Source organism: Oligosphaera ethanolica, assembly GCF_030814695.1.
Taxonomy (GTDB): domain Bacteria; phylum Verrucomicrobiota; class Lentisphaeria; order Oligosphaerales; family Oligosphaeraceae; genus Oligosphaera; species Oligosphaera ethanolica.
In genome coordinates this window covers 2,571,256-2,591,730 of sequence record NZ_JAUSVL010000001.1, presented here as the reverse complement: position 1 = coordinate 2,591,730, position 20,475 = coordinate 2,571,256, and the positions used below count along the sequence as shown (strand labels likewise).

14 protein-coding genes are annotated in these 20,475 nt (G+C 62.2%); 4 read left to right on the top strand and 10 right to left on the bottom strand.

Features of this window, described 5'->3' with window-relative positions; all coding sequences use genetic code 11:
- Positions 1–187: 187 nt before the first annotated feature.
- From J3R75_RS08880 to J3R75_RS08865, 4 genes are read left to right on the top strand one after another with little or no spacing between them, the layout of a single operon-like run.
- A complete protein-coding gene (locus J3R75_RS08880; protein ID WP_307261172.1) occupies positions 188–1,639 on the top strand; it encodes a metallophosphoesterase in 1,452 nt (483 codons plus the stop codon).
- Between the two features lie 48 nt (positions 1,640–1,687).
- A complete protein-coding gene (locus tag J3R75_RS08875) occupies positions 1,688–2,725 on the top strand; it encodes a glycosyltransferase family 4 protein (protein ID WP_307261171.1) in 1,038 nt (345 codons plus the stop codon).
- Positions 2,726–2,783: 58 nt separating this feature from the next.
- The gene (locus tag J3R75_RS08870; RefSeq protein ID WP_307261170.1) at positions 2,784–3,713 is read left to right on the top strand and encodes a glycosyltransferase family protein; all 930 of its coding nucleotides are present in this window, start codon (positions 2,784–2,786) and stop codon (positions 3,711–3,713) included.
- Positions 3,714–3,748: 35 nt separating this feature from the next.
- A complete protein-coding gene (locus J3R75_RS08865; RefSeq protein ID WP_307261169.1) occupies positions 3,749–5,017 on the top strand; it encodes a hypothetical protein in 1,269 nt (422 codons plus the stop codon).
- A gap of 389 nt (positions 5,018–5,406) precedes the next feature.
- Here the strand turns inward: J3R75_RS08865 and thiC are convergent, their stop codons facing one another.
- The 10 genes from thiC to J3R75_RS08815 all read right to left on the bottom strand — a co-directional run bounded on the left by thiC (position 5,407) and on the right by J3R75_RS08815 (position 20,422).
- The gene (thiC, locus tag J3R75_RS08860) at positions 5,407–6,708 is read right to left on the bottom strand and encodes a phosphomethylpyrimidine synthase ThiC (RefSeq protein WP_307261168.1); all 1,302 of its coding nucleotides are present in this window, start codon (positions 6,706–6,708) and stop codon (positions 5,407–5,409) included.
- A 375-nt stretch (positions 6,709–7,083) separates the two neighbouring features.
- Positions 7,084–8,244: a glycosyltransferase gene (locus tag J3R75_RS08855; RefSeq protein WP_307261167.1), complete on the bottom strand. Its 1,161-nt coding sequence runs from the start codon at positions 8,242–8,244 to the stop codon at positions 7,084–7,086.
- Positions 8,245–8,304: 60 nt separating this feature from the next.
- Positions 8,305–9,270, bottom strand: coding sequence for a UDP-glucuronic acid decarboxylase family protein (locus tag J3R75_RS08850; RefSeq protein WP_307261166.1), 966 nt, complete (start codon positions 9,268–9,270; stop codon positions 8,305–8,307).
- 84 nt (positions 9,271–9,354) lie between these two features.
- Positions 9,355–9,993 (bottom strand): thiamine phosphate synthase, encoded by a 639-nt coding sequence (gene thiE, locus J3R75_RS08845; RefSeq protein WP_307261165.1) that lies wholly within the window; start codon positions 9,991–9,993, stop codon positions 9,355–9,357.
- Positions 9,990–10,535, bottom strand: coding sequence for a hypothetical protein (locus tag J3R75_RS08840; RefSeq protein WP_307261164.1), 546 nt, complete (start codon positions 10,533–10,535; stop codon positions 9,990–9,992). Before J3R75_RS08840 ends, thiE begins: the two co-directional genes overlap by 4 nt.
- 12 nt (positions 10,536–10,547) lie before the next feature.
- Positions 10,548–13,058 carry a DNA mismatch repair protein MutS gene (mutS, locus tag J3R75_RS08835; RefSeq protein WP_307261163.1) on the bottom strand — a complete coding sequence of 837 codons (2,511 nt, stop codon included), beginning with the start codon at positions 13,056–13,058 and terminating at the stop codon, positions 10,548–10,550.
- The gene (locus J3R75_RS08830) at positions 13,055–14,908 is read right to left on the bottom strand and encodes an ABC transporter ATP-binding protein (protein WP_307261162.1); all 1,854 of its coding nucleotides are present in this window, start codon (positions 14,906–14,908) and stop codon (positions 13,055–13,057) included. Before J3R75_RS08830 ends, mutS begins: the two co-directional genes overlap by 4 nt.
- A 453-nt stretch (positions 14,909–15,361) precedes the next feature.
- Positions 15,362–16,258 (bottom strand): hypothetical protein, encoded by an 897-nt coding sequence (locus tag J3R75_RS08825; protein WP_307261161.1) that lies wholly within the window; start codon positions 16,256–16,258, stop codon positions 15,362–15,364.
- Positions 16,259–16,361: 103 nt separating this feature from the next.
- Positions 16,362–18,962: a cellulase family glycosylhydrolase gene (locus J3R75_RS08820; RefSeq protein WP_307261160.1), complete on the bottom strand. Its 2,601-nt coding sequence runs from the start codon at positions 18,960–18,962 to the stop codon at positions 16,362–16,364.
- A gap of 731 nt (positions 18,963–19,693) precedes the next feature.
- On the bottom strand, positions 19,694–20,422 hold the full coding sequence (locus tag J3R75_RS08815) for a DUF1559 family PulG-like putative transporter (protein WP_307261159.1): 729 nt from the start codon (positions 20,420–20,422) through the stop codon (positions 19,694–19,696).
- Positions 20,423–20,475: the final 53 nt, after the last annotated feature.

The following is a 20,475-nucleotide window of genomic DNA, read 5'->3' as shown; positions in this document are numbered from 1 at the left end:
ATCCTGGGAGCGCCGCCGTCCCGGCGGCAGCCATCCTGGGAGCGCCGCCGTCCCGGCAGCAGCCATCCTGGGAGCGCCGCCGTCCCGGCGGCAGAAGACATTGCCTTTCCGCCCCGCCCCGGCGCGGCACGGAGCCGCCGGGGCGGCCTGTTTTCAGTGTTTACCCATCTTTGTTTTTGGAAGAACCATGCCCACGACCATCGCTCTTGTTGCCGATCCCCATTTTGCCCTACAGGCCAGCGGCCGCCAGCACTGTACGTGGTTGCCGGAAGCGCGCTATCTCCTACAGCGCATTGTCGAGTACGTGAACATCACTGGCGGCATTGACCTGCTCTGCGTCGCTGGCGACGTCGTGGTGGACGATGGCGACACCCGCGGCGCCCTGGGCATCGTCAAAGCGATCCTGGACAAATTGCCCTGCCCCTACGTCGTCATCCCCGGCGATCGCGACCAGAATCGCGATGCCTTCGCAGAGATATTTCCTCTGCCGGAGCACCTTGACCTGCCGGGCGTACGGGTGATTCCCTTTGCGGATCCGACGCGTCCGGGCGACAACGCCGAACGCCTGCCGGCAGACATCGCGCGCACGGAGCGCCTCTGCCGGGACTTCCGCGGCCGGGTGGTCGCGCTGCAGCACCTGCCCTTGTTTCCGCCGGGCGCCGGCGACAGCCGCTGTGGCTACGTCAACGCCGCGGAGCTCTGCGCGCAGTACCGCCGCCTGGGCATCGCTCTAAGCATCTCGGGCCACGACCATCTCGGCCTGCCCACGCTGCACGACGGCGGCTGCAGCTACCACGGCGTGCCAGGGCTTTGCGAGAGTCCCTACCCGTTCCAGCTGGCGACCTTGGCTGACGACGGCCGCTGCAGCTTCCGCACGATCAAGCTGCGCCATGACCAGCCCGTGCATGACTGCCACACTCACAGCCGCTTCGCCTACTGCTGTGATGATCTCGATGTCGCCATCGAGCGCCGGCTGATGGACATGCTCAATATCGAGCGCGTGGCCGTCACCGAGCACTCCGGCCATCTCTTTTTCACCGCGCGCGACTACTGGAGCATTCGCGACTGGTTCCGCGGCAGCCCGGTCCGCCCGCCGGAAAACGACCGCAGCGAGGCCTACCTCCAGCACGTCAAGGACATGGTCGCCAGCGATCCGCGCTTCCTCAGCGGCCTGGAAGTGGACATCGACCACAATGGCCAGCTGCTCATCAATGACCGTCTGCGACAGAACCTCGATTTCCTCATCGGCTCCATCCATTTTCTCGACGACCCGAAGGCCCCGGAGGCTCCCGACCAGTTTCTATTCATGGCCGAGAAGCTCATGGCTACGGGCGTCATCCGGGCCATTGCCCATCCCTACCGGGTCTTCACCTGGGACGGCGTCGGCTGCAAACCCGCACACACCTTCGATACCATGGTGGCCATGCTCAAACGCTACAACGTGGCCGCCGAACTGAGCTTCCATCACAACCGGCCGTCACCCGAATTCTTCCGCAAATGCCTCGACGCCGGAGTCAAAATCAGCTTCGGCAGCGATACCCACAGCCTCTTCAAACTCGGCTTCTTCAATCCACACTTCGACTTCCTCCGCAGCATCGGCTACGACGGCGATTTCCAGGATATCGCCCTGCGACTCTGAACAAAACGCCGGTCGCGCCGCGTCGGCGCGGGAGAAACGACCACGACCATGCACTCGGACACTGAGCAACTCGGCGGGCAGCAGCCGGAAGACGTCATTCCGGTTGACCTGTTGTTGCGCCGGCGTCCAGGCACTTACAGCATTGAGCGGGTTTTCCAGATCGTGGCCGACGCGCTGCCGGCGACTATACAGACGCGCTGGCTGCAGGTGCCGGCGGGGCCTTGGCGCTTACCGGACATCGTCCGCAATCTACTGTGGTGCCTCCGCCACTGCGGTCGGCTGGTGCATGTTACCGGCGACGTCCATTACTGCGTGCTGGCCTTGCCAGGCCGGCGAGTGGTCCTGACCGTGCACGACCTGCTTATGCTCACGCAACTGCACGGCTGGCGCCGCCGCGTGGTCCAAAAACTGTGGTTCGACTGGCCTCTGCGCCGCTGTGATATCGTCACCTGCATCTCGGAACAAACCAAGCGAGAACTCCTCGCGCTGGGCTGCGTCAGACCGGACAAAATCGTCGTCATTCCCGATCCGCTCAGCCAAGATTTCGTCTTTTGCGAAAAGCCTTTCTGCTCGACCCGCCCGCGCATCCTGCATTTCAATGTCACGGCGAACAAGAATCTCCTGCGAAGCATCGACGCGCTGGCGGGGCTGCCCTGCCAGCTGCGGATCATCGGCCAGCTCAACGACGAGCAGCGCGCGCGACTGGCCGCGCGCCGCATCGACTACAGCAATGCGTGGAATCTCAGCGACCGCGACATCATTGCCGAGTACCAGCAATGCGATTTACTGCTGTTTCCGTCGCTTTCCGAGGGCTTCGGCATGCCGATCATTGAGGCCCAAGCGACTGGCCGCCCCGTAGTGACCTCCAACCGGCAGCCCATGCCGGACACCGCCGGCGCAGCCGCCGCGGCCCTCGTCGATCCGGATAATCCCACGGCGATCCGCGCCGCCATCGACCGCGTCATCGGCGACGACGACTACCGACGGAGACTCGTCGCCGCCGGCCGTAAAAATGCCGCGCGCTTCGCCGCCGCCGCCATTGCCCGGCGTTATAGTGACATTTACCGGCAACTGCAGGCGCCCTGAGGCGCAACTACATCAGCCATTGCCCCAAACATCATTTCATCTAGCAGCACGTGGCCCCATGACAGGCATTATCGTTCTCGTTTACAAATCGTATGAGCAGGTCCTGCGCTACGTCAGCCAGGAGCTGAGCAAAGTCGGCTGCGAACACCGGGTGGTAATTGTGGATGTCGGCAGCCCATTGGCATCGGCCGAGCGCATCGCCACCGCGCTGGGCACGGCGGTGACGGCTATTGACGCAGCGACCGTGGACCGCAGCAGCGGGCTCTTTGTGATTCACAGCCCGGACAACCTCGGCTACGCCCGCGGCAACAACCTCGGCGTGCAATTCCTCCTCAGGCATTTTCCGGAGACCGACAAGCTGCTGTTCAGCAATGACGACATCGAGTTGCTGACGCCGGACGTGGTCGAACAACTGGGCGCCAAGCTGGACGAAATGCCCGCCGTGGGCTGCATTGGGCCGCGGGTGATTGACCTCAATGAACACGACCAGGGGCCGGAATACGAAGCGACGACGGTCGGCAGAAGCATCCTCATCAACGCGCTCATTCCCTTCGTCGGCGCGGGCTTTTTCTCGCCGCCGGCCTCCGCGGAACGGCCTCGCGAGGCCGGCGAAGCCTATATCGTCGGTGGCTGTTTTCATATGCTGCGGACGGCGGATTTTCTAGCCGCCAGCATGTTCGACGCGCGGACCTTCCTGTATTTTGAGGAGGAGATTCTTAGCGAGCGCCTGCGACGTGTAGGCAAGGCGGTCTATTATTATCCGGCTGTGCGAATACGCCATTTCGTCGGCAATACGACAAGCAAGCACAGGTCGAATCTGGCGCTGGTGAAGACGCATTTGGCTGGCCAGTGGCTGTATTATCGCGAGTACCGGCACGTGCCATGGCCGGCACTGGCGGCGCTGAAGCTCTCGGCGTGGCTGCGGCTGTTCCTGGTCTATCTGGCCGATCGCAAAAATGCCCTGAAACGCCGCGCTAATCAACGCTGAGTCGCAGAGTGAGTTGAGCTGGAAAGAGCATACCTATGGGCAAGCCCACGACGAAATTCTTCTGGTGGTCGTATATCGTCTGCGCGGCAATCATGAGCGCATTCACCGTCTTTGCGCTCCTGCGGCCGGACGTATTTGCCGCCGGCGGCTACAGCGGTCCAGCGCATTGGCGTGAGGACAGCCCGGCGGGCATCCGTTTCAGCGGGGACAGCTATCGCTACATATCCGGCGGCGAGCAGCTTGCGGCCGGCCGGGGCACGGCGGGTCTCACCCGGTCCTACATTGGCTATATCGCCATCGTGGCGTTGAGCATCAAGAGCGGCCTGGGCCTGAACGGCGTTGTGCTGGCGCAGGTGCTGGCGGGGCTGCTGGGCCTGTATGTGCTGATGCGCATCGCCTGGCATGGCAGTGGCTGGCGCCTGGCCCTGCTCTGCGGCGGCATATACGCCGGCAACCCCGAGTTCGCGTTCTGGCACTGCTTCATCATGACGGAATCGCTCTACATCAACGCGGTGTGTGTGGCGATGTTCCTGTGCCTGTGGGCGCGGCAGCACGCAAAAACGACGGCACTGGCAGCAGCAAGCGAAACCGCCCGGCCATGGCGGCAGGCGCCGGCGTTTGCGGGCGTACTGGCGCTGTTATTTCTCATGGCGCTGATTCGTCCCAACGGCTGGATATTGCCGCCGATCGCCCTGCTCTTTTGGCTTTTCAGCGCGACGTGGCCATTGCGTGTGCGCCTGCTGGCGGCCGTGGGAGTGTGCCTGGTATTTGTAATCATTGCCCTAAGTGGCAGTAACTTCCGCAAGCGCATCGAGCAAGAAGGGCCTTTCGCCCGGCTGTACAGCGGCGAGGTGGTCTGGCAGGAAGACCTATGGCGCGTAGCCATGCCCGATCATGGGCAATACGACGCCACGCTGGGCGATGCGCTAAAGTATGTGGCGCGTCATCCCTTGGCCTGCGGCTGGCTGGCCTTGAAGCGGGTCGGGGTGCTGTTTTTGCGTGTGCGCCCCGGCTATTCCCTGGCGCACAACGCCTTGCTAATCGCCATCTACCTACCGCTGCTGCTGCTGGCCGGCGCTGGCGCTGGAATGAGCTGGAAGGAAGCAGCCAGCCAGCTGGCCATCATGATCATCCTGGGCCACGCCTTGATTGTCGCCCTCACCTTCAATGACAACGACGGGCGTTTCACCCTGTATTTCACGCCACAGCTAGGATTTCTTGCAGCCGTGCCCCTGCTGGCACTATGGCGACAGGCGGAAAAACGCCTGCGGACGTTGCGACAAGGCCCGCCGCAGGCAGGCTAAGGAGTTGTTCACATATTTCGTTTACACTTTGCCGTGCAAACGTTCTTTCATGTAACACCTTGCCATCGGCCAAGATATCCCTAGCCGCGAAGCGGCAGAAGCGCTGAAAGCGCGAAACATACCAGCCCAGGGCAAGCAGCGCTGAAAGCGCGCGCCGCCCTGGGTATGACGCCCATTATGGCCGTGTTCCTCGGCCCCTTCGGCCCCAGTCGGCGCAGCTGACTGGGGCCGAAGGGGCAATGGAACTCACGTTTCTGGCTTACTATATCGCACCCTCGCAAGGTTTTTTCTTCAGGAGGGGGAGACGCATTCCAGGGGTTGCGCGCTTTCAGCGTACCGGGGTTATAGCAGCAAATGCAATTATCGAGCGCCCCCTAAGCGTCTCAGGCTTACAGGTCTTTGCTAATGCGCATGGAGCAGAAGTCCGGTCCGCACATGGTGCAGTACTGCGCGTGCTGGTCGTGATTGGCAGGCTTGCCGGATTCGGCAAGAGCCTCGGCGCGCAGTTCGCGGGCGCGGTCAGGGTCCAGCGCCAAATCGAACTGCTCTTCCCAGTCGAAATCCGCGCGCGCACGGCTGATGGCGTCATCGCGGTCGCGGGCGTGGGGGCGTTTCAGAGCGATGTCCGCCGCATGCGCGGCAATTTTGTAGGCGATGACGCCGTTGCGGACGTCCTCGGCATTGGGCAATCCCAGGTGTTCCTTCGGCGTGACATAGCAGAGCATGGCGGCGCCGTGGTAGGCGCCCATGGTTGCGCCGATGGCGCTGGTGATGTGGTCGTAGCCCGGCGCGCAGTCGGTCACGACCGGCCCGAGGATGTAGAAGGGCGCGTCGTCGCAGCGCTCGCGCTCGCGCTTCATGTTCATCTCGATTTCATCGAAGGGGATATGCCCGGGGCCTTCCACCATGGCCTGCACGCCGGCCGCGCGACTGCGGCGAACGAGCTCGCCGAGGGTGTCGAGCTCCGCGAACTGCGCTTCGTCGCTGGCATCAGCCAGACAGCCGGGACGCATACCGTCGCCCAGCGACAGCGTAACGTCGTACTTCCGGCAAATTTCGAGTATCTTGTCGAAGTTGGTATAGAAGGGATTTTCGCGCTGGTTGTTTTTCATCCAGCGGGCGATGATGGAGCCGCCACGGCTGACGATGCGCAATAGGCGTTTCTTGGCGTATTCGATGTGAGCAAGGAGAATGCCGGGGTGGATGGTCATGTAGTCCACGCCCTGCTCGGCCTGCTCCTGGATGACCTGCAGGATAAGCTCGTCATTGAGCCCATCGGCGCCGCCGGCGCGGGACAGCGCTTCGTACACCGGCACGGTGCCGATGGGCGCCGGGCTGTGCGCGATGATCTGCTGGCGGATGCCGCTGATGTTGCTGCCGGTGCTGAGGTCCATCACAGTGTCGGCGCCGTACTTCAACGCGTTTTCGAGCTTCTCCAACTCCTGGCGCGGACAACTCGACAAGGACGAATTGCCGATGTTGGCGTTGATCTTCGTCCGCAACAACCGACCAATGCCGATGGGCTGCAAGTGGACGTGGTTGATATTCGCCGGTATGACGATGGTGCCGGCGGCAACTTGCGCGCGGATCTCTTCCGCCTCGCGATATTCACTGGCCGCGACCTGCGCTATCGCCGACGTGATCTCGCCGGCGCAGGCACGCTGTATCTGCGTAATGGGACGTTCTGACATGACAGACTCTTTTCACTCCTGGAGGCGTAAAAGCCCGCGCCGCAGGCAAAATGCGACCGGCAACGGAGACGGGCCGGAAAATCTTTTAATGTAACCCGCCAACACGGTATAAAAAGCGCCAGGATAGACAAATGCCAATCGCCCGGTAATCGCTCAGTCATTGATAATTGAGCGGTAGAGCAACAGGCGGCCCTAGGCACGCCCGTGTCCCAGCCGTGGTGCGGGCTTTCAGCCCGCGCCGTCGCCAGATGTCAGCAGGCGGAGCCTGGCGCGCGCCAGGCATCCCTGGCCGCGAAGCGGCAGAAGCGCTTTCAGCGCTCAAATGCCAGAGTGAGGCTATGGAGCCTGCCCAGCTCGCCGGCCCTGGGCACCGAGTCAGTTAAGTCGGCCGCTGTCTTCTTGGTAGAACGACTCGGGAAAGGCACTGACATAGCAGTCGCAGCTCGGATCGTTGAGAAAAAACTCGGTGGAAATGACGATGGCGTCCCGTTTTTCGGGAAGGATCTCGTCAACCAAGGTGCTCATATAGCGTATCTCGCTCTGGCCCCAAAGGCGTTTCAGCGCGATGAGCAGAGGCATGCTGGATAAGACGGTGCGGAGCCGGCTAAAAACAGAGCGATGAAATATCAGCGACGATGGCCGCATGACATAAAGAAATCGTTGCCAATAGGGTGCTTCCATAATTTGCACGGCTTTTTCATAGGATATTTTTTCGCGTTGCATGCTGCGCAACATCCAGGCAAAGCGCGCGCGAAGATTGTCAGCGTGGTTCACGCGCCAATGTTGCTCAGCGTAGTCCAGATCACGGAGGCGCTGTTCGACGCAGGCCACGGTCATGTCAGTAAGGACCACCTTATAGCGCATGACCTTGAGTGCCGTATTGCGATTTATACCGGTAAAGCTGTGGCCGTCAATGCGATAATGCAAGGCCACTTCTGGCAGCATCACCAGTTGCTTATTCAGGAAGAAGGGCCGCGTCATCAGGGGAAAGTCTTCCATTTTGTTGCTTGGAGCCAACGCTGGGAACTGGCTGAAGATGCTGCGGTGCCAGGCAAGAGCCGCGCCGGGTTGCAACGGCGAAGGTATGCCGATGTAGCCACGGAGGGTGTTGTCGCCATCAATGACCTTGATATTGGTACCGAAGGCCAGCGCGCGGGGGTATTTGGGGATGGCCTCGGCGACAACGCGGCAGCGGTTGGGCAGCGATATGTCATCACCGGCGGCCATGAAAAGCCATTCGCCAGAAGACAGCGTGTAGGCCTTGTAGAAATTGCCGCCGATGCCGAGATTAGGCTCATTGCGGTTGAGGATGATCTTGTGCGGGCCGCGGTAATTGCTGGCAATGTCAGTGGCGATGGCAAAGGTCTGGTCGCTGGAACAGTCGTCCGAAACAATGATTTCGAGGTTGGGGTAGTCCTGCGCCAAGGCGCTGTTGAGCGCATCAGCGATGTATTGTTCCTGATTGTAAGTGATCATCAGGAACGAAAATCGCGGTGTTGTACCAAGCGAATTGGCGCCATCCCCTCCAGCATTCATAACGTTGCTACTCCCATGACGCATTGTATTACGGGATCAAGTGTCGCAGTGCCCGGTTAATTACTGCCACAGCTTGCCGCTGAGAAGGGCGTCGAAGTAGTTGATGGTATTTTTGAGGCCTTGTTCGAGTTGGATGGTGGGTTCCCAGCCGAGTTTTTCCTTGGCGAGGGTGATATCGGGGCGGCGCTGCCTGGGGTCGTCCTGGGGGAGTGGCCGGAAGACGAGTTGTGAGCTAGAGCCGGTGAGGGCGATGACTTTTTCGGCCAGTTCGCGGATAGTGAATTCGCCGGGGTTGCCGATATTGATGGGGCCGACGATGTCGTCGCAGGTGTTCATCATGCGGATCATGCCCTCAATGAGATCGTCGCAGTAGCAGAACGAGCGGGTCTGCTGGCCATCGCCAAAGAGGGTGATGGGCTGATTTTTCAGGGCCTGGACGATGAAATTGGAAACGACGCGGCCGTCGTTGGGGTGCATGCGCGGGCCGTAGGTGTTGAAGATGCGGATGACTTTGATGCGCACCTGGTGCTGGCGCCAGTAGTCGAAGAAGAGCGTTTCGGCGCAGCGTTTGCCCTCATCATAGCAGGAGCGGATGCCGATGCAATTGACGTGGCCCCAGTAGTCTTCGGTCTGGGGGTGCACATCGGGATCGCCGTAGACTTCGCTGGTGGAGGACTGGAGGATTTTGGCCTTCACGCGCTTGGCCAGGCCGAGCATATTGATGGCGCCGTGCACGCTGGTCTTGGTGGTCTGCACGGGATCAAACTGATAGTGTACGGGCGAGGCCGGGCAGGCCAGGTTGAAAATCTCGTCGACTTCCACGTAGAGCGGGAAGGTCACGTCGTGGCGCATCAGCTCGAAATGCGGATTGTCGAGCAGGTGGCGGATGTTGTCCTTGGTACCGGTGTAGAAATTATCGACAACGAGCACGTCGTGGCCGGCGGCGATCATGCGGTCGGCCAGGTGCGAGCCCAGGAAGCCGGCGCCGCCGGTGATCAGGATGCGTTTGCGAAGATGTGATGACATGATGGGAACCCTCTGCCTGCAGTGATTGTATCCTCTGATGGAGCGAAAATAGCTTGGCTATGGGATACTACGAACAGCGGTGGCTCAGAATTGGCGGTGGCGGTCCACGGCGGCGAGGATTGTGCGCGCGGCAGCGCCAGGCTGCGGTGACGCCATGATGGCCGAGACCACGGCGACGCCGTCGATACCGCAGGCCATCAGCGGCGCGAGGTTGTCAGCGGTAATGCCGCCGATGGCGACGACGGGTATCTTGACGGCGGCCTTGATGCGCCGGAGCTCGTCAAGGGCGAGGGTGCGGGTGATGACCTTGGTGGTGGTGGGGTAGACAGCGCCACTGCCCAGGCAGTCCGCACCGGCCTGCTCGGCGGCGATGGCCTGCTCGACGGTCTTGGCGGAAACGCCCAGGAGCATGCCGGGCGGTAGGAGCTTCTTGGCGACGGCTGCCGGGAGGTCACTTTGGCCGATGTGGAGGCCGTCGGCCCCCACCGCCAAGGCGATGTCCAGGCGGTCGTTGATCCAGAAGGGCACGCGGTAGCGGCGGGTGAGCTCGCGCAGTGCCAGGCCGAGCTCGTAAAATTCGCGGCTGCTGCAATCCTTTTCCCGCAACTGCAGCATGGTGACGCCGCCACGAATGGCGTCTTCGACGACGCCGAGGAAATCGCGGCCGTCCAGCCGCGAGCGGTCGGTGACCAGATATAGCCGTGAGTCTATAGCGACGCTCATGAGGGGTTCCTTTTGCTGAAGCGGAGCTTGTTTTCGGCGAGCGCGGCGGCGTCCTGCCAGTCCAGTGGGCTGGCGAAGGCCGTTGCGGGCAGCCAGTGGCAGACGCCGCTGGCGTGAATGAGGATGATGCCCTTGGCGGTGACCCGGCTTTTGCCGTTCTGGAACGCCTGCCAGGGATAGACCTGCTCGGTACCCAGGGGGTCGCCGGCAATGCCCTCGACAGACAAGGCGTAGCGCAGGTCTTTGCCCATGTTGGGGTGGCGGCGGCCCGCCAGGCGGTGGATGGCGACGGTCAGCCAGCGGTTGCAGAACAACAACAGGCCGAAGACGAACTGCAGCAGCAAGAGCGGCAACAGCACTTTGACGACCGCCGGATCGGCAACCTGCCCCAGGCGCGCCAGCGCCACGGACGACACGACGAGCAGCAACAGGCCGAAGACGGCGAAGAGCGACCGACGCCAGCGCGTGCTGAGGGCATCATAGCGAGCCTCGGCGGCCTGCCGCCAGCTTTCGGGTGTCACGGTATATGCAATGTCCCACATGCGTAGAAGATCCTAGAGATTGAACAGCAGGGGCTGATCGGGGTTGTCTTTGGGCTTTTTGCGCTTGGACTGCGCCAGCTTGGGCTTGCCCTCTTCCTCGTACTCGTTGTTTTCGAGGTTTGCGAGCACTTCGCCGGCGCGGCGGATGACGTCGCGCGGCAGGCCGGCCAGGCGGGCGACGTGAATGCCGTAGCTCTTGTCGGCGGCGCCGGGGACGATCTTGCGCATGAAGCTGATGCGCTCGCCCTGCTCCGTAATCAGCACGTTGTAGTTGCGGACGCCAGTCTTGGTGACGGCCAGGTCGGTCAGCTCGTGATAGTGGGTGGCGAAGAGAGTGCGGGCCTTCACGGCAGGCGTGTCATGGAGGTACTCGGCGACGGCCCAGGCGAGGCTGAGCCCGTCGAAGGTGCTGGTGCCGCGGCCGATTTCGTCCAGAATGATGAGGCTGGCCGGCGTGGCGTGGTTGAGGATATTGGCGGTTTCGACCATCTCGACCATGAAGGTACTCTGGCCGCGGCTGATGTCGTCGGCGGCGCCCACGCGGGTAAAAATGCGGTCGGTGATGCCGATGAGGGCCTTGCTGGCGGGGATGAAGCTGCCGATCTGGGCCATGAGGGTCAGCAGGGCCACCTGGCGGATGTAGGTGGATTTACCGGCCATATTCGGGCCGGTGATGATCGCCAGCTGGTCCCGGCGCGCGTCAAGATGCACGTCGTTGGGTACGAAGGGCTCTTCCGTCAGCCGCGCATCCAACACGGGGTGGCGGCCGTCGCGAATGTCCAGCACGGGCTCGTCGCAGACTTCCGGCCGGATGTACTGATGGCGGCCGGCGACTTCGGCTAGCGAGGCCAGGCAGTCGATCACCGCCAGCGCCCGCGCGTTGCGCTGAATCGCGCTCGTGTACGCGCAGATCTTCACCCGCAAGTCCTGGAACAACTCGTACTCCAACGCGGTGCTTTTTTCATCGGCGCCGAGCACCTTGTCTTCGATTTCCTTCAGCTCGGGGGTGATGTAGCGCTCGGCGTTGACGATGGTCTGCTTGCGCATGTAGTCGGCCGGAACCATGTCGAGATTGGTCTTGGTCACCTCGATGAAATAGCCAAAGACCTTGTTGAAACGGACCTTGAGGGACTTGATGCCTGTGCGTTCCTGCTCTTTGGCCTGGTAACTGGCGATCCAGTCCTTGCCCTCGCTGGACGCCCGGCGCAACACGTCGAGCTCATCGTTGTAGCCTTCGCGAATGATGCCGCCTTCCTTGATGGCCAAGGGCGGCTCGTCGACGATGGCGCGGGCGATAAGGTCGGTGAGTTCCGGCAGGGCCGTGAGGGCCTGGCGCTGGCCGATCAGCAACGGTGCCGTGGCTTCGGCGAGCACGGCCTGCAGGCCCGGCAGCTGCTCCAGGCTGTAGCGCAGGGACTGGAGGTCGCGGGCGTTGGCGCTACCCAGGTTGATGCGGGTAATAAGCCGTTCGAGGTCGCGGACGGTGCCAAGCAACTCGCGCATTTCCGCCAGGAACATCGGCGCTTGGCTGAGATTCTCGACGGCGTCCAGGCGGTCATTGATGGCCAGGCGGTCGCGCAGCGGCCGCAGGAGCCATTCGCGCAGTAGTCGCGCGCCCATGGGGGTAATGGTCTCGTCCAGCACGGACAGCAGCGTGTTGCCCTTATTGTCGGCAAAGATCGGTTCGACCAGTTCGAGGTTCCGCTGCGAGATGCGGTCGAGGATCATACCGTCGTCGGTCTGGTAGCTGCTCATGCTGGTGATATGCGAGGCGTCCCGCCGCAGATTGTTGGTAACGTAGTGCAGCAAGGCGCCGGCGGCGGCGACCGCCAGGGGCAATGCCCGGCAGCCAAAGCCGTCGAGCGACGCCACGGCAAAATGCCGGCAGAGGCTGTCGTAGGCCATCTGCTGGTCGAAATGCCAGTCATCGACGCCCGTCCAGCTGATGGACGCGGGAAAATCGGGGAAGCCCTGCTGGCGCCAGCTGTTGAGATTAGAGTCGGGAGTGATACACTCAGCGGGCTTGAGCCGGTGCAGTTCGGTCTCCAGCGCGCTGGCGTTTGCGGCTTCGCTGACGCGGAAATCGCCGGTGCTGAGGTCGAGCATGGCGACGCCGAAGCGCTCTTTGCCGGGCATGACCGACACAATGAAGTGACTTTGCGAGGCATGCAGCAGGTTGTCTTCCAAGACGGTCCCGGGCGTGATGATCTCGGTGATGTCGCGTTTGACCAGGCCTTTGGCCAGCTTGGGGTCCTCCAGCTGCTCGGCGATGGCGACCTTGTAGCCGCCGTCAAGAATCTTGGCGATGTAGCCGCGCATGGCGTGGTAGGGCACGCCGCACATGGGCACGCCCGCACGGGCCGTGAGGACGATGTCCATCAACGGCGCAGCCGTCTTGGCGTCCTCGAAGAACAACTCGTAGAAGTCGCCCATGCGGAAGAGCAGGATGGTTTTTTCCGGCAGGTCTTTTTTGGCCTGCATATACTGCCGCATGGCAGGAGTGAGTTCATTGGGCGTGGTCATAGGTCGCTTGGGCTCTCGGCTGCGGGGGTGGTCGTCGTGGCGTCATCCCGGCCGGCCTGGGTCATGGCACGGAAGGCCGGGAGGCGCTCAATGAGTTCGTCGTAGCTGCCCTGGGCCAGCAAGCGACCGTCGTCGAAGAAGAACAGCTGGTCGCAGGCGCGCACGGTGCTGAGACGATGGGCGATGAGGATGACGGTGTGCGAACCGCGGAGGGCCTCAATGGCATCCACCAGGGCCCGCTCGGTGCGCATGTCCAAGGCCGACGTCGCTTCGTCAAATATAAGCACGGCGGGCTGGTGATACAGCGCACGCGCGATGCCGATGCGCTGGCGTTGACCGCCGGAAAGCCTGACACCGCGTTCGCCCAGTTCGGTGAGGACGCCGGCGGGCTGCTCGCGGACCCACCCGGCCAGCTGCGCGGCCGACAGCGCCGTCCATAGCGCCTGCTGGTCGACCTCGTCGTCGGGGATGCCGAGGGCGACATTGGCCTGCAGGCTGTCGTCAAGGAGACTGATGCTCTGGGGCACGTAGCCGATTTGCCGGTGCCAGCCGGGCAGATTGCCGCGAATGTCGACGCCGTCAACGATGACGCGACCTTGCTGGGGCACGAGCATGCCGAGGATAAGGTCGGCCATGGTGGACTTGCCGGAGCCGGTGGGGCCGACCAGCGCCACCGAGCTGCCTTTGGCAATACGCAGCGTGGCATCGCAAATGGCGGGCTTGCTAGTACTTTCGTAGTTGAAAGTGAGTTGCTCGACAGCGATGTCGCGGATGAAGGGCATGGGCGCCACGACGTCGTCCTGGTCGTCGCCGTCAGCGCCGGCGCCTTGTTCCAACTCGCGGAGATCCTGGCCGATTTTTGTGAGTACGCTGTGATTATAGCGCATAGTGGTGAAATGAATCATGAGCTCGGTGACGCAGCCCTTCATGCGGGCCAGACAGACAGTGATCAAAGCGATGGTCGGCGCGATCTGGGCCATGGGCAGGCCCTGCCAGAGCATGACACTCATGGCGCCCAGGAGCGCGGCGACGGTGATCATCTCCATCATCGGCCACATGCTCTTCTGCAGCACATTGAGCGCGCGGCTACATTCAGCGAGCGTTTCCATGCCACGGTGCTGACGACCGCAAAAGAAGTCGCTGCAGCCGAGTATGCGGGCTTCCTTGAAAACCGCGAAGCCCTCGTTGAGGATTTTCATGACTAGTTCGCGGCCGTGATGGGCGGTCTCGCCCAGCGTCTTGATGCGACGGGTGGTCAGGCGGACATACAGTCCCACGCAGAGCCCCAGAAACACAAAGGTGCCCAGTGATATCAGCGGGTCGTAAATCAGCAGCATGACCACGATCGCCACAACCACCACGGCGTTGCGAATTGAGGTCAGAAAGGGATTGAGCAGCAGCAGTATTAGCCGTTCGCATTCACCAAAACAGCTATTGAGCATGCCGCTGGAATTATGCCGCAGATGATAGGCATAAGGCGCCCGCATGTAAGCGCGGAACAAGCGGCCCGACAGGGCGATCTGGCGGTTGAGCAGCAGGCGCTCCTGCAGGTAGATGACGGCGATCAGGTACAGCGTCCGAAACACAAACAGCGCCGCCAGTATCAATCCGCCCCACAGCGGCAGGTTGACGGTCGCGTCAAGACCGATGACCTCCAGCAGGCGCTGCGACCACGCCGGCGCCGGTCCCCCAGCCATATTGGCCGCCAGCATGGCGACAAACAACGGCACCGCGCCGAGACTGGCCAGTTCCAACAGGGTACTGCCTATCATCAGCAGCACAATCAGCGCAAAACGCAGAAAGTCCTGACGATTGAAAAGATAGCGAATGTCGTGTAAAAACGCTGGCATGGCCTCGGACTGATGCTAGTTGTGGAGCAGTGGAAAAGGTGTGGATAGGAGCAATGCTCGTAACTTTACGACTTCCCTGGCGCTTGTTGTTTCATCCAAACAACCGTATGTCATCGCGGCATTTTATCGCCGCGAAGCGGCAGAAGCGCTGAAAGCGCGAAACATAATAGCCCAGGGCAAGCACGCTGAAAGCGTGCGCCGCCCTGGGTAAGACGCCAACTAATTCCGTGTTCCTCAGCCTCTTTGGCCCCGGTCGGCGAAGCTGACCGGGGCCAAAGAGGCAATGGAACTCATTGACTGCTACTGGATTATGCACTGTTACCCTTCGTCGCAGGTCTATGCAGAACAACGTTGCCGCCTGCGTGGCTGGCGATCATGACGAACACCCGGTCTGGCCAGCGGCAGGAAGGCCAGCGGAGCGCCGGACAGCGCCCCGCTGACGGCAGACGCCTATCAGAGCAGCTTGGGTTCGATGTGCTTGACGATGTCGGCTTCGTTGTTGATCGCGGGCAGACCAGCGATGCCCTGCCAGACCTCGACGTGCTCGCATTCGTCACCGGGAGCCAGGGTGTAGAGCGGCGCGACGGTTTCGATTTCGCAGAAATCAGCGCAGGAGTACGACTCGACGTTGCAGCCGTTGTCAGGGTATTCGTACTCATTGCGGTCGTACACGTCGAAGTACTTGACGAGAGCGACGCCGCCGTTGACGTAGCCGATCCAGCCTTCATCGGCGTTGAAGCCGATTTTGCAGGGGCCGGTTGCGGCGGGATCTTGTTTCAGGCCGATGTACTTGTCGCCGTAGACAATGCGCGGATCAGCGTAGGTGGAGTAGGCCCAGAGGGTCAGGGAACGGTCGGGCGCATAGGGGTAGCCCTGAGGATCCCGCGCCTGCGGTATGACCGCCATGCCGCCGGGAGCCATCACCGACAGCGCCCAGGGCGCCAGCGCGATGTCCCACTGGTTGCAGTTGCGCAGCACATGCGTCAACCGGAACTGGTTCTCGCCCAGCGACTCAATGAGGATGCTCTTCTGGATGCCGGTCAGGCCCTCGGGATCGTTCTCAAACAACACGCCGTCCTCGGTTTCGGTCACGCGCACGGGCTCGTTGTCCGCCGCGTAGCTGCGTGGCGCGGCCTCGGGCGAGTGCCAAAGACGATGGCCGCCGTAGAGCTTGAAGCCGGTCTTGACGCCCTTCATCTCGCGGTTCGGCAGCACCTTGAAGATGTTGTCGCTCTTGCCGATGAAGCCGCCAATGACGCGCGGGCCGACGGCCGTGGTGACGGCGATGCGGAAATCGCCGCTGACCAGCTCAACGCAGTTCTTGTGGGTGCCGACGCTGCATTTTTTCATGTTCTCTGCCTCTTGGTTGGGGTGTTGGACCGCCATCGCTGGCGGCTATTGCTTGCGGGAATGGAAAAACAACGGGTTTTGGCTGGATACTGACAAGATACGATTACCGGCTGATGCTGAACCACAGGGAGCTCTGGGCCGGATCGGCCTGGATTTCCCAGCGGCCGGCCTGGCCGGCGACCGGGATTTCCGCGATGGGCTCGCCGGCGGGGTTGAGGGCGCGTACTGTCGGCCGGGCGTCGCCGGGCAACAGCACGGTGAAAGGCACGGCCGCCGCGATGGTCGGGGCCTTGCCCCAGCGCGAGCTGACGCTCGTGTGGGCTTCGTCCCACTCCATGCCGCTGTTGGCGACTTTGCTCACGACGCAGAGCAACATCCGCCGCGACTGCGCCAGGGGCTGGTCGTCCAGCGCGGCCAGCGCGGCGGTGACGGTGTCGACTTCGGTCGCCTGAAAACGGAAAAGGACATCGCCCAGACGCTCCTCGGCGCCGGCTGCGAACTGGCCAGTGAGCATGCGTAGCTGTGGCGTGTTGACTGCGTAGCGGCCGCGGCCCTCGGCGGGATTCGTCCAGCTGATCTGCGGCGTCTGCCAGGGCATGCCAGTCGCGATGGCCTCGCTGCTCTTGCTGACACGCACGGGGCCGTCGCCGGGGACGACGCGGGTGCCCAACCGGGCGGTGAAGAGCGCACTTTCGGGGTAGCCGTCAAGAGCGCTGCCCGGCCCGGGGAAGCCGAAGGGCAGGCGTGACTCCAACAGTCCTTCGGGAATCTCCAGGGTGACCTGCTCGACCGCCGGCGCCACCAGGCCGCGGCGGAACACCAGCGCCGCAAAGGGCGCCATGAGCGACTTGGCCGGGTTGTAGGCCATGTCAAAATAGCCCTTGAGGCGCGCCGGCGTATCGGGTGTGTCCTGGATTTCCCAGCAGAACTGATAGAGCGCGTCCCAGTCCTGATAGGCCGCGTAGGAGCTTAGCATGGGGAACATCTCGGACTGGTGTTCACTGGGCGTGGCGTGGTCGTACTCGGACAGCGAATAAGGCATGTCCGGATGCCGCCAGCGGGACAGGCTGCTGAGAGTGCCGCCATTGCTGACCGCGCTCAGCGGAGTATTGCCAATGCGCCAGTCCTTGCCGTCCCAAGGGCGGTTAGGGAAGACCGGGTGCTGCCAGTACGAATGCATATCGACGTAGTCGCTGAGGCGCGTTTCGCGCATGAAACCATAGAGGCCGCCGTAGGACGCCTGGGTGTCCACGATGGGCGCCGTCACGCCGACCTTCTCCCGCAGGTGGCTGCGCATACGCCGGACATAGCCGCATTCGGTCTCGAAGAGGAAGCGCCGGAAGTCCTTCCAGAAAAGCTCGGGGCTGCCGCGCTCCGGCAGGGGCAACGCCGCGAAACTGGCAGGCTTGCCGAAGTCCTTGGGATCGGCCCCCTCCCGGAGCGACACCGCGGCGAGTTCGACGACACCAACGGCCGCGCCAAGCCCCAGGCTGAGGCGGTGTTTGGCACCCGCCGGGAGCTCATTGGTGCCAACGACCACTTCGTAGTCCTGCCATTCGGGGCTGAGCTGCACGGGCACCTGCGTCGTGTAGACATCCCATGGCTCGTGAGCCATGCGCAGACACACCGAAACGCGGCGATCGCCTTCGCAACGGGCGCGGAAGCGCACAGTGTAAGTCTGCAAGGAGCGCAGGGGCAAACCGACGTAATGCACCTGGTAGGCCCAGGACACGGCGCCCGGCGCCGTGATATCCAACCGGCAAACGCCCTTTTCGGCATCGACGCTGACCTCGCAGGCGCCGGCTTTGCGCCCCTCGAAGCTCCAGCTGGTCTCGCCGGCGGCGAAAGCGCCATTGGCGAGTATCTCGTCGCCAACGCCATTGCAGCCGGTGTTCCACTGCTTGAGGACAGCAGCGAGCGTCGCATATTTTTTCTGAAGCCACTGCCCCCACTGGGCCTGAAGGGCTTGCCCGAGGTCCTTGTCGCGAATGATGTCCAGTCCCTCCATGGTCATGTTCATGAGGGTGTTTTCGTTATTAATCTCGACCACGGCGATCATCGGATCGTCCGCCAACCGCAGTTTGGTGTAGGGGTTGACGCTGCCCATGAGCATGGACGCGTATTCTTCCTGCAGGACAATGTAGGGCTCGAAGTATTTGTCCAGCACTTTCCCATAGACGAAGGTGCGGGGCTTGGCCGGGAACTTGTAGTCCTTCATGCCGGGATAGGTGCGCGAAACATGCAGGTTGATATTGGCGTAGATGCCGCGCTCTTTGAGCTGGAAGAGGAACCAGTGCAGGCGGTCGAGCTGCTCGGGGTCCAGCGCGGTCTGTTCCTGGTTCCAGATGTGCCGGTTGTCCATGTGGTGAAAACGGACCATGTTGAAGCCCAGCTGCTGCATGCGTTTGGCCACCAGCGGCGCCACGTCCTTGCTCGGAAAAGCGCTGGCAAAACAGACGTTCGAGCCGAAAAAGCGCACGCGCTGGCCCCGCTCATCGACATAGTGCGCGCCCTTGACGCTGATGCGACTGTCGGCTTTGCCCTGATTGAGAAAGGCCACGCTCGCCAGGCTGTCGTCGGACGCCAAATAGGGACTCACCGGAAAAGACAGCCAGCCGTCGGGCAATGGCGGCGCTTCATCCTGCGCGTTGGTCAGGGATACGCATAGGCTCAGGGTGCACAGCAACAAGACCTGTTTCCACATGATGACGCTCCTTGTGTCCTGACTGGTGAGAGGTGTCAACGGACGGCGCAAATGACGGCGCGGACGCAGGGCGCCCGGCACGCAACGCAAGCGTCAAATATAGCCCGGCATGCGACCTTTTGACAGCATCAACCCGACGCAGGTGTGAAAGGGGGCGTAATCGGTCAGACACCACCCCGGTGGGAAAAACACCGGGGACAATGTGCCGAAAACCCACGGCCAGTCGCCGCCCAGCCAGTCGACCTTGACTTCCGCCGACCTTCGCGGCAGCGGAGCCATAGCGGGCCCAGAGTAGCAGCGGCTTCCAGCCGCTGTGCGCACGGCTCGTGCGGCGGGGGAGACGGGCCGGGTACGGTCGGCGTGGATGACGAGGACGGTTTAATGAGCCGTCTTGTCGGAATGGGCGAGACGCCCACTCCACGGCCGCGAGACGTAATCGGTAAGTAACCACCCCGGTGGGGAAAACACCGGGGACAGATTGTGGACTGCTAGGACGCCGGGGACTGACTGGCGGTGTCCATAGCGTCCATGGTGTCCATAGCGTCCATAGCAACACCCAGTGTCCCGCCAGTAAAGAGGCAGCGCGGGCAGCCGGCTATTCTCAATCACTAACCGATTTCAGGCGCCGGGAAATCGGTCGGAGAGTGTTGCTGTGTTGGCCAGGAATGCCCCCTGCCCGCTTGCCGTCGATTGCAGGCAATTACCGGCGGGATACGAGTTAACTGCCCGGGCTATTTATCGTCCCAATGGCATGCGGCGTCGCCGTACGGGTAGCCGTTGGGGAGTGGTCCGAAGTAGCCGCGCCAATTAAGCCAGCCGACATGACCATCGAGGAAGGCCACGTTCATGCCGTCGTTATGCCGTGGCACGGGCAGGCGGCAGGTGTTGGTGTCGATGGTCGCGTAGTATTTCGAACTACAGGTCAGGCTAGACGGCGGGTACGCCTGGTAATGGCTGGCGACGCGCTGCAGGCCGGCCCAGAGAGTGGGCTGGGTGATGACGCTCGACACGCCGGTACCGCAGTCCTGGGCGTCCGTGAACACGGATGAAAAGGACGGGCTGGCGAGGCGATTTACCGCCATGATGTTGGTGGAAGTGGCGTTGTTGTACACGAAGTAGTTGGGGTTGCCGCCATAGCCGCGGCTGTTATTTCCAGTCAGATCGCTGGCCGAAGGGCAAACCGCCGCCTTGGTGGAATCGCCGATGTAGCCCTTGATTTTATCCCACCAACTCACGGCCGGGGGATTGCGCCAGCCTTCCGGAAGAATGCCCTCGGCATCATCCGTGTACATATTCAGGGCCAAGCCAAGCTGTTTCAAATTGGAGGTGCAGGAAATCTGCCGCGCTTTCTCGCGGGCTTTGGCAAGTGCCGGCAGCAGCATCGCCGCCAAGATCGCGATGATCGCGATCACTACCAGCAATTCAATCAGGGTAAATGCCTTGCGTTGTCGGTTCATCATGCTGTCCTTCCTCTCTTTTTTTCTGGGTGGCGGGACTACCTTGGTATCAGCGC